Annotated in this window: 16 protein-coding genes; 4 read left to right on the forward strand and 12 right to left on the reverse strand. The window is 32.7% G+C overall.

Annotation, left to right across the window (positions count from 1 at the left end):
• Positions 1–3: 3 nt before the first annotated feature.
• The 4 genes from coaBC to EB819_RS10395 all read right to left on the reverse strand — a co-directional run bounded on the left by coaBC (position 4) and on the right by EB819_RS10395 (position 3,384).
• A complete protein-coding gene (gene coaBC, locus EB819_RS10380) occupies positions 4–1,212 on the reverse strand; it encodes a bifunctional phosphopantothenoylcysteine decarboxylase/phosphopantothenate--cysteine ligase CoaBC (RefSeq protein ID WP_069800389.1) in 1,209 nt (402 codons plus the stop codon).
• 108 nt (positions 1,213–1,320) lie between these two features.
• Positions 1,321–1,641, reverse strand: a complete 321-nt coding sequence (locus tag EB819_RS10385; protein WP_069800390.1) for a DNA-directed RNA polymerase subunit omega — start codon at positions 1,639–1,641, stop codon at positions 1,321–1,323.
• A 38-nt stretch (positions 1,642–1,679) separates the two neighbouring features.
• A complete protein-coding gene (locus EB819_RS10390; RefSeq protein ID WP_069800392.1) occupies positions 1,680–2,654 on the reverse strand; it encodes an outer membrane protein assembly factor BamD in 975 nt (324 codons plus the stop codon).
• Positions 2,655–2,760: 106 nt separating this feature from the next.
• Positions 2,761–3,384, reverse strand: coding sequence for a TetR/AcrR family transcriptional regulator (locus tag EB819_RS10395; RefSeq protein WP_069800394.1), 624 nt, complete (start codon positions 3,382–3,384; stop codon positions 2,761–2,763).
• A gap of 101 nt (positions 3,385–3,485) precedes the next feature.
• Here EB819_RS10395 and EB819_RS10400 point away from each other — a divergent pair, with 101 nt between their 5' ends.
• From EB819_RS10400 to EB819_RS10415, 4 genes are read left to right on the forward strand one after another with little or no spacing between them, the layout of a single operon-like run.
• Positions 3,486–4,115, forward strand: a complete 630-nt coding sequence (locus EB819_RS10400) for a TatD family hydrolase (RefSeq protein WP_069800396.1) — start codon at positions 3,486–3,488, stop codon at positions 4,113–4,115.
• Between the two features lie 54 nt (positions 4,116–4,169).
• Entirely contained in the window at positions 4,170–4,916 is a 747-nt protein-coding gene (locus EB819_RS10405) for a tRNA threonylcarbamoyladenosine dehydratase (RefSeq protein WP_069800398.1), read from the forward strand.
• A gap of 16 nt (positions 4,917–4,932) precedes the next feature.
• Positions 4,933–5,301 carry a ribonuclease P protein component gene (gene rnpA, locus EB819_RS10410; RefSeq protein ID WP_069800400.1) on the forward strand — a complete coding sequence of 123 codons (369 nt, stop codon included), beginning with the start codon at positions 4,933–4,935 and terminating at the stop codon, positions 5,299–5,301.
• Positions 5,302–5,359: 58 nt separating this feature from the next.
• Positions 5,360–5,968, forward strand: coding sequence for a DUF4126 domain-containing protein (locus EB819_RS10415; RefSeq protein WP_069800402.1), 609 nt, complete (start codon positions 5,360–5,362; stop codon positions 5,966–5,968).
• Positions 5,969–6,025: 57 nt separating this feature from the next.
• Here the strand turns inward: EB819_RS10415 and EB819_RS10420 are convergent, their stop codons facing one another.
• The 8 genes from EB819_RS10420 to EB819_RS10455 form a co-directional block, all read right to left on the reverse strand.
• On the reverse strand, positions 6,026–7,693 hold the full coding sequence (locus EB819_RS10420) for a DUF8458 domain-containing protein (RefSeq protein WP_069800404.1): 1,668 nt from the start codon (positions 7,691–7,693) through the stop codon (positions 6,026–6,028).
• A gap of 3 nt (positions 7,694–7,696) precedes the next feature.
• On the reverse strand, positions 7,697–8,278 hold the full coding sequence (locus EB819_RS10425; protein WP_083250200.1) for an LptE family protein: 582 nt from the start codon (positions 8,276–8,278) through the stop codon (positions 7,697–7,699).
• Positions 8,279–8,287: 9 nt separating this feature from the next.
• Positions 8,288–9,571, reverse strand: a complete 1,284-nt coding sequence (locus EB819_RS10430; protein WP_069800406.1) for a sigma-54 interaction domain-containing protein — start codon at positions 9,569–9,571, stop codon at positions 8,288–8,290.
• A gap of 56 nt (positions 9,572–9,627) precedes the next feature.
• Positions 9,628–11,061 (reverse strand): tRNA (N6-isopentenyl adenosine(37)-C2)-methylthiotransferase MiaB, encoded by a 1,434-nt coding sequence (gene miaB / locus EB819_RS10435; protein WP_069800408.1) that lies wholly within the window; start codon positions 11,059–11,061, stop codon positions 9,628–9,630.
• A 48-nt stretch (positions 11,062–11,109) separates the two neighbouring features.
• A complete protein-coding gene (locus EB819_RS10440; protein WP_069800410.1) occupies positions 11,110–11,823 on the reverse strand; it encodes an energy transducer TonB in 714 nt (237 codons plus the stop codon).
• Positions 11,824–11,887: 64 nt separating this feature from the next.
• Complete coding sequence (locus tag EB819_RS10445; protein WP_069800412.1) at positions 11,888–12,376, reverse strand: hypothetical protein; 489 nt, start codon at positions 12,374–12,376, stop codon at positions 11,888–11,890.
• Between the two features lie 67 nt (positions 12,377–12,443).
• Entirely contained in the window at positions 12,444–13,643 is a 1,200-nt protein-coding gene (lysA, locus tag EB819_RS10450; protein ID WP_185097650.1) for a diaminopimelate decarboxylase, read from the reverse strand.
• Positions 13,644–13,741: 98 nt separating this feature from the next.
• Positions 13,742–14,962, reverse strand: coding sequence for a 3'-5' exonuclease (locus tag EB819_RS10455; protein WP_069800415.1), 1,221 nt, complete (start codon positions 14,960–14,962; stop codon positions 13,742–13,744).

The following is a 14,962-nucleotide window of genomic DNA, read 5'->3' on the forward strand; positions in this document are numbered from 1 at the left end:
AATTTATTTCTTAAGTTGAGTTTCTACAAAATCTAAAATGTCTTTTGCCACTTCATCTTTAGATTTCAGAGAAAATTCTTTTTGTTCTGAATGCGTTAAAATTTTAACCTTATTCGTATCTTTTTGGAAACCAGCACCTTCATCACGAAGTGAATTAAGCACAATCATATCCAGATTTTTTTTCTGCAATTTGCTTTTGGCATTTTCTTCTTCATTCTGAGTTTCTAAGGCAAAACCTACCAAAAACTGATGCGTTTTCTTCTCGCCCATCGTTTTCAAAATATCTGGATTTTTCACCAATTCTATGGCAAACTCTTCTTCAGATTTTTTTATTTTTTCTTTGGCAACGATTTTTGGGGCATAATCCGCAACAGCAGCACTTGCGATAGCAATATCTACCTTTTCATAGTATTTAAAAACCTCATCGTACATTTCTTTCGCCGAGGTTATTCTATGAATTTCAATATTTTTAGTGCTCGTTTTTTGTGAAGTAGGACCAGAAATTAAAATCACTTTTGCGCCACGTTTTACCGCTTCTTCAGCAAGCGAAAATCCCATTTTCCCCGAAGAATGATTGCCAATAAAACGAACAGGGTCTATTGCTTCATAGGTAGGTCCTGCTGTGATGAGAACGGTTTTTCCATCTAAAGAATGAGACTGAGGCAAAGGTTGAGTAAAAAAATCTTCTATTTTTTGTAAAATAGTTTCTGGCTCTGCTAATCTTCCCTGACCTTCTAAACCAGAAGCCAATTCGCCAAATTCTGCTGGAATAATATGATAACCAAATCTTTCTGCTTTTTCTAAATTTTCTTTGGTGGAAGGATGTGCATACATATCCAAATCCATTGCTGGAGCAATGAAAACGGGACATTTAGCTGACATATAAGTAGCAATAACCAAATTATCACATATCCCATGAACCATTTTAGCCAAAGTATTTGCAGTACAAGGCGCTACCAATAATACATCGGCCCAAAGTGCGAGTTCTACATGAGAATTCCATGTTCCGTTTTGGTCATAAAAATCAGAATACACTGCATTTTTAGAAAGCGTAGAAAGGGTGACTTTTGTAACGAAATTTTCAGCAGAAGGTGTTAAAATAACTTTTACTTCTGCACCTTTTTTTACAAAATCTCTTACAAGGTAATTCATTTTGTAGGCTGCAATTCCGCCAGAAATTGCCAATAGAATTTTTTTACCTTTTAGAGCCATATGATTAGAATTTTAACTGAACGAATTTATGGTTTTTTTTTGAATTTTTAGAAAAATAAAAAGCCACAGAAATTCTGTGACTTTGTTTTTCATCCTAACGAATATCGTTTATTTTTCTTCAGTTCTACGGAAGTAAATTTCGTCATCTAACCATTCTCTAATGGCAATAGATGTAGGCTTCGGTAATCTTTCGTAGTTTTTAGAAATTTCAATTTGCTCTCTGTTTTCGAAAACTTCTTCCAAAGTAGAATTGTGCACCGCAAATTCGTCTAATTTTTGGTGAAGTTCAGTTCTAATTTCAGCATTAATTTGTTCTGCTCTTTTTCCCATAATTACGATAGCTTCGTAGATAGAACCTACTTTTTCTTCGATTTTATCTCTATCGTAAGTAATGGTGTTTACTTCTGCTTTTGTATCTTTTACGCTCATTTTGAGTGATTTATTTTTATTTTAGTTTGCAAAGATAATTAATTTCTTCTAATCTTGAAAGTAGCACCTGGTTCTGGTGTGCTAATTTTTGCACTATCGATTTTAATTTTATTCGCTTCTTGCTGATCTTTAACTTGTTTTTTAGCATCTTCTTTAGCTTCAGCTGCTTTTTGTTTTTCTGTAAATTCAGCTTTTCTAGCTTCTACTTCTTTTTGAAGTTTCGCAAATTCTACAACTTCTTTTTCTAGTTTTGCTCTTATATCAAGAGCTTCTTTGCTTAAATCTGAGTTTGGATATTCTCTTTCTACCTGTCTGGTAAATGCGATAGCGCTTTCTAATCTTTCTTTTTTAAGGTCATAAATAGAGTTGATTCCCAATTCTGATTTAGATTTTAAAATATAAGCGTAGATTTTAGATTTCAGCTTAGTTGCAGGAAAATCATTTAAAACGTTTTCAAAAGCAATGGTAGCTGCTTTGTAATCTGCCATTTTAAAATATTGTCTTGCATTTTCATAAGCCTTGAACTCTAATTTATAGTTCAGTTCATCAATTAAATCATTGATGTTTTTTGCTTTTTCTGAATTTGGATAATTATTTAAAAATTCTTGTAATTCATTAATCGCCGAAGTTGTATTGCTCTGGTCTAAGTTATAATCCATAGAACCTTCATAGTAACACAATGCAGACATATAAGCTGCTTCTTCTTTTCTAGGATCATTGGTAAACGTAACCGAGAAATTCTTGAATTGGTGTGCCGCAAGTTTATAGTTTTTGTCGTAATAATTAGCATACGCAGATTTATAAACTACTTCTGGAGCATCATCTGTTCCTGCCACGAGATTGGTTAATCTTTCGTAAAGCGCAAGAGCGTCTGTCCATTTCTTTTTTTCGTATTTTTCATTGGCAACTTTCATGATAAAATCTTTATCAGCAGATTTCATTGCCAAATCATATTGTTTGTTACAAGACAAAAGCAAAAAAGCGATTGCGAATAATGAGAATATTTTTTTCATAAATAAAAGTAAGGAAATCTTTCTATAATGTTCCCTTTATCAGTTTGCAAAAATAAAACTTTTTTTGTCAAAAGATTTATTTTAAGATACTTTAACGCAAATAAGGTTAAATTTGATATCCTAAAAGCGAGAAAACACAAAGATTGAGATGGTTTTTCAGTTTTTTTTCGGCATTAGCTAGGTAATCTTCGTCGTTACCTTTTAAATAAATTTCGTAATAATTTTTATTTCTAATGGTAAATACGATGGTTCCAATGATGGTAGAAACTATATCTTCTGATTTTGCAGCTCTTTTAAAAACGCCACTTACAATACCTTTCTGCACTACATCTTCCAGAACTTTGGTAAACGTTTGGTAAAACTCTAGCAATGTATCTTTCACTCTATCTTGATGTCTGAGTTCTTGCGTCACAAAAGCATGAAAATAATTGAATTTAAATAACTGTTTAGTTACGAAATTAATAATTTCTTTGAGTTGCATCTCTGGTTTTCCGTCTTTTATGGTTTGGGTAAATTCAGCAAAAGTTTCTCTGGTTTTCTGTACTCTATATTGGTAAAGATTTACCATCATTTTCTCTTTAGAGCCGAAGTAATAAGAAATCATCGCCACGTTGATATTCGCTTTAGCAGAGATATCACGAACGGAAGTCCCTTCAAAACCTTTCTGCGCAATAAGCTCTTCCGCGATGTCTAGAATATGAATTTGCTTTTCGGTAAATTTTTTCTTCATTCTCTAATTTGTTGAAAAGTAAAGATATAAAAAACTTTTTCTCAAACAAACAAATGTTTAATACTTTGTTTAATTTTTTAATCGATTTCATATCTTTGAATATGATTTTTTTCAACTTCCATCATCACAATCCAAAAATCTCTTACGGAATTTATAATTCTACACCAGAAGAAAAGATTCCAGAGCATTATTTTTCGGTGGGAATTCATCCACAAAACATTGATGAACAATGGGAAAATGATTTAGAAAACCTAAAAATCATTTCTCAAAATCCAAAATGTTTAGCCATTGGTGAATGTGGTTTGGATGCTTTGGTAAACGTCGATGAAAATCTTCAGAAAAAAGTTTTCGAAGCGCAAATTATTTGGGCAAATTCTATTCAAAAACCGGTTATCATTCATTGTATAAAGAGATTTCAAGAATTAATTCCTTTTCAAAAAATTGCAAAAGTTCCATTGATTATTCATGGTTTTAATAAGAAAAAAGCAATTGCTGATGAAATGTTGAAACATGGTTTTTATCTAAGTTTTGGAAAATCTGTACTTCACAACTTATCTTTGCAAACTACTTTGAAAGAAATTCCTTTAGAAAAAATATTTTTAGAAACGGATGATGCAGATTTTGACATTGCAGAATTGTATCAAAAAGCAGCCGAAATCAAGGAAATTTCTGTAGAAAAATTACAAGAACAGATTTCTAAAAATTTAGAAATTTTAAACATTCAGTTTTAATTAAGTGATTAAGAAAATCTTTGCGCTCTTTGCGTGAAAAAATAAAATTAGAAAATGACAGATTGGTTACAACGTTCGGAACTGCTCGTAAAAAAAGAAGGCTTAGAAACTTTGAAAAACGCTAAAGTCTTAGTCGTAGGATTAGGAGGAGTAGGCTCTTTTGCAGCAGAATTTTTGGCAAGAGCTGGAGTAGGAAACATGACGATTGTAGATGGAGACATTGTAGATATCACCAACATAAACAGACAGTTACCTGCTTTACATTCTACTGTAGGAAAGGATAAAGTAGAAATCGTTGCCGAAAGAATTTTAGACATCAATCCTGAAATGAATTTGGTTAAAATTAATGAATTTCTGTCGCCAGAAAGAATGGGCGAAATTCTAGAAGAACATCAATTTGATTACGTATTAGATTGCATAGACAGTGTTTCGCCGAAATTAGCCTTGATTAAAGCTTGTAGAAGAAGAAAAATAAAACTGGTTTCATCAATGGGAGCTGGTGGAAAAACCGACCCAAGTAAAGTTTTGGTAAGAGATTTAAGCAAAACCAATAATTGTTACCTTGCCAAGCAAATCAGAAAAAGATTGAAAAAAGAAGGAATTACCAAAGGTTTCAGATGTGTTTTTTCTACAGAAATTCAAAAAGAAGAAAGTCTAAAACTCACCGATGGAAGCAATTTTAAAAAATCTTTTTACGGAACCATCAGTTTTATGCCTGCACTTTTTGGCTTAAACGCTGCTGCAGAAGTGATTAATTATTTGTTGAAAGAGCCAAGTAAAAAGAATCAAGAGCAAAATTAATTTTATACTTAACATTTTGAACTACAAATATCCCAGAGAAGAAAAACTCAAGCAAAAAAATGATATTTCCTTACTTTTTGAGAAAGGAAAATGGAAAACTTGTGGAAATTTGAGAGTGATTTCTTACCAAATAGATGCTTCGACTTCGCTCAGCATGACAACTCAACATAAAGTTGGCGTTTCTGTTTCTAAGAGATATTTTAAAAAAGCAGTTCACAGAAATAGAATCAAAAGACTTTTGCGCGAAGTTTATAGACTCAATAAAGCTCAGTTTTTAGAAAAATTTGGCGAAAATTCCTTAACCATGTTGTTCTACGTTTCACCTACTCTTCCGAAAAACTATCAAGAGATAGAAGAAGAATTTTTAAAACTTCTCAAAAAATAAAAATCATTAGCATGTTTTTTGTAATTTAGTTTGCACAAATAATAAACTATTACACAAAATGTTAGACAACATTCCTTATCTTCCTTACTTCATCAGTGCATTTATCGGCATTGGTTTAGCTGCAGCTTCTGGCTTTAGAGTTTTCTTGCCTATGTTTGCAGTAAGTCTAGCTTCTTATATGGGTTGGATTCCCATGAACGAAAATTTTCAATGGTTGGCTGGTTTACCTACGCTTATCACTACAGGAATTGCCACTGTGGTAGAAATTTTAGCATATTACATTCCTTATGTTGACCATTTATTAGACACCGCTTCTGTTCCATTAGCTACAATTGCAGGTTCTATCATGTTTGCCGCGCAATTTACAGATTTAGGAACGTTTCCAACTTGGGCACTTGCATTAATTGCAGGTGGTGGAACTGCTGCCGCAATTAGTTCAGGATTTGCAGGAACACGAGCCGCTTCTACTGCTACAACTGGTGGACTCGGAAATTCTGTAGTTGCCACCACCGAAACAGCAGGAGCAGGAATGATGACTTTTTTAGCTTTAGCAGCTCCCGTAATTGCGTTTTTGGTAGCGATTGCCCTTGTTATTGTGGTTTTTATTTTAGGAAGAAAAATCTGGAATAAATTAAGAGGAAATCTGAAATCTGAAGAAACTTTATGATCTAATCATTAGTCTAATTCAATAAAAAAACTCCAAGAAATTCTTGGAGTTTTTGTTTTATTTACCTTGTTTTAAATCTTTGATTTCTTGAATTTTAGCCTTGAAATCTTCGGCTTTTTCTGGATGCTTATTTTGAAGAATTTCGTAAGCTTTAATTGCTTTGGTATACAATCTTTGTTCGGTATAAAGTTTTGCTAAAGTTTCGGTCATCAAGTGTGAGATGTCGTCATTTTTTTCTTTTACTACAAAATTCACTTCTTCTTTTAACTGAGAAATTTTAGGATTTTCTTCAATGAATTTATCGATGATTTCTGCTTTTTTCTCAATGACTTTTACTGCAATATTTTCAGGAGTTTTAATTCCGGAACGGTCAATTTTAAGCCAACTTTGCCAAGTATTTACAAAACCTGGAACATTGCTATTATTTTCTTCCGCCGAAAGTTTTTCCACTTGATTTTCAATAGTTTGAACAGAAGTTTCTTGAACGTTAGTTTTTAAGAAAGAAGTATTTAGAATAGATTTTTCAATAGGTTTTTCTTCAATTTTAACTTCTTCTAACACCTCTTTTTTCAATTCGATTGGTGCAACTTCTTCTACCATTTTCTTCTCTTCTGTGGTTGCAATTTCTGGTTTTACCTCAACTGGTTTTTCGGTAGGTTTCGGTTGAGAAACTGCTGGTTTTTGAATCATAGAATCCAGTGGATTCATCACAAAATTCATCGGTTTCCAATCGGTATGAATTTCTTCTACAATTTCTTCTTTTTCTTCCTTCAAAATAGGAGTATTAATTACTTGAGGCTCTTCTTTTTCAATCGTCATTTCCGTATTTTCCTCTATAATCTCTGTTTTCTCTGGTGCTGAAATGTTGAATTCTGGAGTTTTTTCAGATGGAACTTCTGCAGGTTTTGTTTCTTCTTCAGTTGGTTTTTTTTCAATAATTGTTGCAGGAATTTCTGCTGTTGGTTCAGATTTCGGTTCTTCTTTTGGAGTAGAAGGAACAGTGAATTTTACGTTTGGCAAGAAACTTTCGAAACCATTAAAACTAATATCCGAAGGTTTTACCGAAGTAATTTCCTTATCTTCCGATTGATCAATATGCTCTAAAACCGTTTCTTTACTGAAATTAAGGTCTTCTTCTCTCGTTTTGAACGCAATTTCTGCATTTTCCTCTTCCGCTTTCTCTTGCTCAAGCAATTGATTTTCAATCTCTAAAATCTCCAATTCTTTCAGAACTTCGAATTCATTTTCTTTTTTATCAAGAATCGGCGCTTCTAATTCGGTATCACCTACTACACTTTTCGGATGCGTAACTACAGGTTTTTCTGCCTCTATTTTTTCTACCGTTTCGGTTAAATTTTCAGAAGAATTCTCAGTGATATTTTGCTCTGGAACCTCAACGATTTTTACAGGTTCTTCAGTGGTTTTTTCAACTTCATGTTCAGTTTTAGCGAGTACGATTTTCTTGAATTTCGTCAATTCTTTTTTCTCTTCTTCCTTCTTTTTATTGATGAAAGTGTAGAGAATTTTTTTATCCGTAGTATACGCTGCGGTTTTGGTTAGTTCTTTTTGGTAATTTTCAGCATCGAAATTAAAAATCGCCGAAAGATGCAAAGTTCTGATACTCTGCATATAAGGGAATTTAGAAATTTCATTCTGAAGAAGCAAAATGTCTTCTTTAGAAATATTTTCTGGGCGCTGAAGCAATTCTAAAACTCGTGCATTCATCTTTTACCAATTGGCTACAATATCGTTAAAAATTTTATTGATAATCCTTTCGTTTACCAATTTCACTTGAGAAGTTTCTATGGCATTAATATCTAAATCACTACTGAAAACCGCTTCGTCTGAATACGTTCTATCAAAACTTGCTTCTGGAAACTTACTGTTTTCGTAATGAACTTTTACCGTAATGGTGAGTTTATTTTGTGCTGCTTGAATATTTCCACCGTCTGTAGTAACTGGTGTAGAAATAGTGGTAGGCGAAATGCTGTAATCTGTAATTTCTCCTTCTATAAGAACATCAGGATTTTCCGTAGTCCCCTTTAAACCAGACCTTTGCAAAAATCTATTTTGAAGAGCAATAGAAAATTCTTGACTTAAATTAGCATTCACCAAAGCTGCATTATTAGGAAAGTTCTTAATCTGAATCGTTTTTTCGTCGTGATTCAGAGAATTTCCTGTAAAATTATAAACTTCACATGAATTTAGACAAAAGAGAAAAGACAAAAGAGAAAAGACAAAAATATTTTGCTTTTCAAAAACATTTATTTTTCCTAAGTAATTGCTCTTTATTCTTTGTTCTTTATTCATTATTCTATGTTAATCTTCTAAATTATATTGTTTTATTTTTCTGTAAAGCGTTCTCTGAGAAATTCCCAATTCATCGGCAGCTTTATTTCTTCTGCCTTTGTGTTTTTCGAGGGCTTTTACAATTAAATCTCTCTCATTATTGATTAAGGAAAGAGACTCTTCTTTTGGTTCTTCTTCTAAATCTATATCTTCTACTCCATTTTCGTACTCCTCGGTATCATTGTAGAAATTAGGAGTTGGCGCAGCTGGTTGATCTTCGTAATACAAAATAGAACTTGTATTAACCGGTTGGGTTTCAGTTTTAAAAACTCTACCAATTAAATCCTGTTCGTGATGTGAAAAACTTTGATTTCCTCTATTCTTAATCAGTTCCGAAGTTAAGGATTTTAAATCATTTAAATCATTTCTCATGTCAAAAAGAATTTTGTACATGATTTCTCTTTCTGAACCGAAATCCGCTCCTGAATTCCCTGAATTTCCACCTCTGGAAACCACAGCAGGAAGCTGAGCATTCATCGGAATATATTCTGCTAATTTTGTTGAATTGATGGTTCTATTTTGTTCTACCACCGTCATTTGCTCCACTAAATTTCTCAGCTGACGAATATTTCCCGGGAAAGTATAATTTTCTAAATATTTAACGCCATCATCTGTCAATTGCAACTCTGGCATTCTGTATTTTTCGGCAAAATCAATAGCGAATTTTCTGAAAAGCAAATGAATATCTCCTTTTCTTTCTCTCAAAGGTGGCATATCAATCTGAACCGTATTGAGACGATAGTACAAATCTTCTCTGAATCTGCCATCTTCAATCGCTTTCATCATGTTCACATTAGTCGCAGCTACGATTCTCACATTGGTTTTTTGAACCTGAGAAGAACCCACTTTCATAAATTCTCCACTTTCTAAAACTCTGAGAAGTCTTACTTGAGTTTGCAAAGGCAATTCCCCAACTTCATCTAAGAAAATCGTTCCACCATCTGCTACTTCAAAGTATCCTTTTCTGGTAGAAGTAGCGCCTGTAAAAGCTCCTTTTTCGTGCCCAAAAAGCTCTGAATCTATGGTTCCTTCTGGAATTGCACCACAGTTTACCACAATATAGGGTTGATGTTTTCTGCGAGATTCGCTATGAATAATTTTCGGGATATGTTCTTTACCAACTCCAGATTCTCCGATAACCAAAACGGAAATATCTGTAGGCGCCACCTGAATTGCTTTTTCTATGGCACGGTTAAGTGCGGGAAAATTCCCTATAATTCCGAAACGGTTTTTTATGGATTGTAAGTCGCTCATAATTTTGAGTTTGTGGTTTAGTGTTTTTAAAAATTTTAGAAAACTTTACGATTTCCTTAAATCGCTTTCCCCAAAAGTGTGCCTTGAGTGCTGTCATGAACAAAAACAGTCACAAAGTCACCAATATTGTGTCCTTCTACTTTATCAAAAACTACTACTGCATTCTGAGAAGTTCTTCCTTTCCATTGATTTTTATCTTTTTTAGATTCTCCTTCAATTAGAACTTCGTAGTTTTTGCCAACGTAAGATTTCATTCTTTTTCTGGATAGTTCTCCTTGTAACGCAATGATTTCGGCTAATCTTCTTTGCTTCACATCTGCAGGAACATCATCTTCCATTTTTTTATGAGCTGGAGTTCCTGGTCTTTCAGAATACGCAAACATATAACCGTAATCGTATTCTACTTGTCTCATTAAATCAAGAGTTAATTGATGATCTTCTTCGGTTTCGCCACAGAAACCAGCAATCATATCTTGAGAAAAAGCAATTTCTGGAACTATTTCCTTCGCTTTTTTAATCAAATCTAAATATTCCTGACGCGTATGTTGACGATTCATTTTTTGTAAAATTCTGTCACTTCCACTTTGTACAGGAAGGTGAATGTATTTACAAACGTTATCGTATTTAGCAATCACACGGAAAACCTCTTCCGTCATTTCGTGCGGATTAGAAGTAGAAAAACGAATTCTCATTGCAGGAACTGCTTTTGCTACCATTTCTAACAATTGAGCAAAATTTACCGCAGTTGCTTTTTGCATTTCCGAAGCTTTATCAAAATCTTTTTTAGGACCTCCTCCATACCAAAGATATGAGTCCACATTTTGCCCAAGAAGCGTAATTTCTTTGTAACCATTTTCAGCCAAAGCTTTGCATTCTTCAATAATAGAATGCGGATCACGACTTCTTTCTCTACCTCTGGTAAAAGGAACTACGCAAAAGGTACACATATTATCACAACCTCTGGTAATGGTTACGAATGCGGTAACACCATTTCCACCCAAACGAACTGGATTAATATCTGCGTACGTTTCTTCTTTAGATAAAATAACATTGATGGCATCTCTTCCGTCTTCTGTTTCTTTTAATAAATTTGGTAAATCTCTGTAAGCATCTGGACCAACTACTAAGTCTACCAATTGTTCTTCTTCTAAAAATTTAGTTTTAAGACGTTCTGCCATACAACCAAGAACACCAACAGTAAGGTTAGGCCTTTCTTTTTTCAAATTTTTGAATTGTGAAAGTCGCATTCTCACCGTTTGTTCTGCTCTTTCTCTGATAGAGCAAGTATTCAGCAAAATTAAATCTGCTTCTTCTACTTTCATGGTGGTATTATAACCTTGTTCGTTAAGAATAGAGGCTACGATTTCTGAGTCTGAGAAGTTCATTTGGCAACCGTAACTTTCTAAAAACAATTTTTTAGAATTTTCTGGTTTTTCAGCAATAGCAAAAGCTTCGCCTTGTTTAGTTTCGTCTATATATTTTTCTTGCACTTTTCAAATATTTTGAGTGCAAAGATAAGGAAAAATTGTGACAGAATGTCAGTCGAAATTTACACTAAATGGAATTTTATATCTCTGTCTTACAGGATTACCATATACTTTAGCAGGCTCCCATTTCTTTTTGACATGTTTTAATGCATAAACAAATCTATCATCAAATTCTTTCAAACCAGAACTCTTTTCTACTGCAACATCTGTTACCGAACCATCTACATCTACAACAAATTTTATAATAACTGTTATTTTACCTCTTCCATTAAACCCACTTAAGTCTACTTTTTTAGCCACCTCATCTCTAAATGAACTTAATCCATTAGGAGGGAAATCAGCATCTGCATTTAATTTTTTAGGATCATAACCTTCTTTGTAATTATCAAACAAATCATCAGGAAAAAAAGCAAACAAACTTCTTGCGGTAATATTATTACTATCTTTTTGAACTGGAGTCCAATTTTTCAATTCAGGCAAAATTTGATCTAACAAATCACTTGCACATTTATTAACATTATATACATTTGGAGAGTTTTCTATTTTTTTAAACTCTCCTTCGTTGGTAACAATAAATTCTTGATGATATAGAGCTTCCTTCTTGTCACAAGGCGCTAGTTTTTTTTCTATAATCACTTGATGTGCTTCTTTATAGAAATTTACAAATCCTCCTTTATAAAATAAATCATTATTATAAAAAGGAATAGATTCTTGAGCTTTAAAAAAAGAAATAAAAAATAAAAAAATAAATGTAATAGTTCTCATGTTTATTAGTTTTGTGCTTCAAAGATAAATAAAAAAGTCGCTTGAGAAAAGCGACTTTTATTTTTTACATATCGAATAAATCTGTCCTGAAATTGACTTTCAGTCTTATTTTAGAATCTACTTTTGCGCCATCGCAAGTTGCAGGCAACCATTTTTGATTCATGGCTTTTACCGCATTCTTAATGTCTGTTTGCAAAAGATTACTATTCGGAACTTCTGGTTTTAGTGCAAAATCCTTTAAATTCCCTTCTTTATCAATGTAGAAAATGAAATCAAAAGTTCCATTTACAGAATATAAATTGTTAGAAAGACTGGCTTTTAGATTTTTAAATAATTTGTCTTTAAAACCATTTTCCCCGCCAATATATTGCGCATAAGTAGCATTCGCACATTTTAGTCTATAAAATTCTAGCGGATTATTCATGTCTAATGAAATATCTGCTCTACCAAATTCTTTAGAATTTTCTGTAATATCATTGTCTTCTACCAAATATTGTGCACTCACAAAACCGAAAGAAAACGTCATCATCACTAATAATAAAAACTTTTTCATGTCTTAAAATTTGATAGTAAATTTACAAAAAAAGGTTGTAAACGAATTACAACCTCTGATTTAAAATTTATAAAACTTCGATTTGATTTTTCAATAAATCATCGAATTCTTCTCTTTTTCTGATGAGATGCGCTTTTCCATCTAAGAATAAAACTTCGGCTGGTTTCAATCTAGAATTGAAATTAGAACTCATTTCGAAACCATAAGCTCCTGCATTTCTGAAGACTAAAATATCTCCTTCTCTAACTTCGTGTAATTTTCTGTCCCAAGCAAACGTATCGGTTTCACAGATATTTCCCACAACCGTATAAATTCTTTCAGTTCCTTTAGGATTGGTTAGATTTTCAATGACGTGATATGAATCATAGAACATCGGTCTGATTAAATGGTTAAATCCAGAATTTACGCCTACAAAAACGGTAGCAGTAGTTTGTTTAATCACGTTAGATTTTACCAAAAAATGTCCAGATTTAGAAACCAAATACTTCCCTGGTTCAAACCACAATTCAAATTCTTTTCCAGTTTCTTTTTTGAACTGAGCCACTGCTTTTTCTACTTTTTTACCTAATGCTTTCACATCAGTTTCTAATTCACCTTTTTGGTAAGGAACTTTGAAACCGCTTCCCATATCAATATATTTAAGATTAGGGAAACTTTCTGAAAGTTCAAACATAATTTCTAAACCTTGCAAGAAAACTTCTGGGTCTTTAATCTCGCTACCAGTATGCATGTGCAAACCTTCAATATTAAGATTAGTAGATTTCATCACGCGTTCTATATGACGCATTTGGTGAATAGAAATTCCAAATTTAGAATCAATGTGTCCTGTAGAAATTTTATAATTTCCTCCTGCAAAAATATGTGGATTAATTCTTAGAAAAACTGGGTAAGAATCACCATATTTAGTCCCGAATTGCTCTAAAATAGAGATGTTATCAATATTAATATGAACGTTTAGAGCCATCGCTTCTTCTATTTCGGCAAGGTCTACACAATTGGGCGTAAATAAAATTCTCTCTGCCGAAAAACCAGCTTTCAAGCCTAATTTTACTTCGTTTATAGAAACACAATCAAGATTCGCTCCTAATTTTTCTACATATTTTAGGATGTTGATATTGGTGAGTGATTTACAAGCGTAGAAAAACTTAGTGCTCTCTGCAAAAGAAGTGGTGAGTTTCTCGTACTGAGATTTTATAGAATCGGCGTCATAAACATAAACCGGCGTTCCGAATTCTTCTGCAATCTGAAGCAAATCTTGATTTGTCATAATAAAAATTTTACTGCAAAAATATAAATTTTAGATTTTAAAACCAAACAATAATTTTATTTAGTAAAAATTATCTATTTAGAGTCTATTTTTTAGATTTATTTAGGTAATTTTTCTATTTTATACTCGTTTTTTAGTAAAGATAGTTTTAAATCGTTGATGATTTCTGGCGAAACTTTCTTCACTTCTATCTGCAATTTATTTAATTTCTTCCTAGATTGAATCTGATGGAACAATTCATAATACCCAAATGAAATCAATTTTCCTTCTTCTATAATGAGAAAAGATTTTTCACCAAGATTTCTGCCTTTTCCAATCCAAAGTTCATTTCTACCTTTCAGCGTAATGAGATCTTTCAGCGTTTTATAATCGCTAAGCGATTCATTTTCGGTGATATAATGCTTCACTTTACTGCCTTGAGAAAAATTTTTGAATTTCAATAATGGCTTTTCTGAGTGATTAGAGTTTTTTTCAACCTTAAATTTTCCATCAATGTAGAACAAACCGTAAGGTAAAAACTGCTTCTTCGATTTATTCTGATTCAGCAAAATCAATCTCGCAATCGTATCTGTTCCAGTAAGTTCGTAATTAATTTGCGTTACTTCTTCCTGAATGCTTTGCCATTTAACAGATTTAGAATTGAATAATTTTTTAGAAACTCTAAAAATATCATCCACATAATCTTCAAAAAGAATTGCTCCAGAAGCATTTTGAAAATACACAAAACCTTTCTCCGAAGGTAAATCTTGCGTAAGTTCTTTTATTTTGTTGATATAAGATTTTGCGTTGCTTTCTTCGTGATGTTGCTGAATAATTTCGTGGCTGTTGTCTTTGGTTTTTAACAATTTAAAAAGTTCCAAAGTAGCTCTCGCATCACCAGAAGCTCTGTGTTCATCAACCAAAGGAATTCCGATAGATTTACATAATTTCCCCAGAGAATAACTTTTTTCATGAGGAATCAGTTTTTTCGTCAAAGGAATCGTGTCTAAAGTATTGATTTTAAAATCAAAACCTAACCTTTTAAAACTTTGACGAAGCATTCTGTAATCAAAATCTATATTGTGCCCTACTAAAATGGTTCCTTCTGTAATTTCTATGATTCTTTTCGCGATTTCATGAAATTTTGGGGCGGTTTTTACCATTTTTTGGGTAATTCCTGTCAGTTTTTGTACAAATGGAGATATATCACTTTCTGGATTAACAAGTGAAATAAATTGGTCTGTGATAACGTGGCCATCATATCTGAAAATCGCAATTTCTATAATGCTTTCTTTTCTATAAGGCGCTCCGTTTCCTTCTATGTCTATTATGGTATACAA

The organism is Cloacibacterium normanense (assembly GCF_003860565.1).
GTDB classification, from domain to species: Bacteria; Bacteroidota; Bacteroidia; order Flavobacteriales; family Weeksellaceae; genus Cloacibacterium; species Cloacibacterium normanense.

Bases quoted from the DNA above. Each gene is read 5' to 3' on its own strand.
- coaBC (WP_069800389.1), bottom strand. From the start codon at position 1,212: ATGGCTCTAAAAGGTAAAAAAATTCTATTGGCAATTTCTGGCGGAATT.
- EB819_RS10385 (WP_069800390.1), bottom strand. From the start codon at position 1,641: ATGAGCGTAAAAGATACAAAAGCAGAAGTAAACACCATTACTTACGAT.
- EB819_RS10390 (WP_069800392.1), bottom strand. From the start codon at position 2,654: ATGAAAAAAATATTCTCATTATTCGCAATCGCTTTTTTGCTTTTGTCT.
- EB819_RS10395 (WP_069800394.1), bottom strand. From the start codon at position 3,384: ATGAAGAAAAAATTTACCGAAAAGCAAATTCATATTCTAGACATCGCG.
- EB819_RS10400 (WP_069800396.1), top strand. From the start codon at position 3,486: ATGATTTTTTTCAACTTCCATCATCACAATCCAAAAATCTCTTACGGA.
- EB819_RS10405 (WP_069800398.1), top strand. From the start codon at position 4,170: ATGACAGATTGGTTACAACGTTCGGAACTGCTCGTAAAAAAAGAAGGC.
- EB819_RS10415 (WP_069800402.1), top strand. From the start codon at position 5,360: ATGTTAGACAACATTCCTTATCTTCCTTACTTCATCAGTGCATTTATC.
- EB819_RS10420 (WP_069800404.1), bottom strand. From the start codon at position 7,693: ATGAATGCACGAGTTTTAGAATTGCTTCAGCGCCCAGAAAATATTTCT.
- EB819_RS10425 (WP_083250200.1), bottom strand. From the start codon at position 8,278: ATGAATAAAGAACAAAGAATAAAGAGCAATTACTTAGGAAAAATAAAT.
- EB819_RS10430 (WP_069800406.1), bottom strand. From the start codon at position 9,571: ATGAGCGACTTACAATCCATAAAAAACCGTTTCGGAATTATAGGGAAT.
- EB819_RS10440 (WP_069800410.1), bottom strand. From the start codon at position 11,823: ATGAGAACTATTACATTTATTTTTTTATTTTTTATTTCTTTTTTTAAA.
- EB819_RS10445 (WP_069800412.1), bottom strand. From the start codon at position 12,376: ATGAAAAAGTTTTTATTATTAGTGATGATGACGTTTTCTTTCGGTTTT.
- lysA (WP_185097650.1), bottom strand. From the start codon at position 13,643: ATGACAAATCAAGATTTGCTTCAGATTGCAGAAGAATTCGGAACGCCG.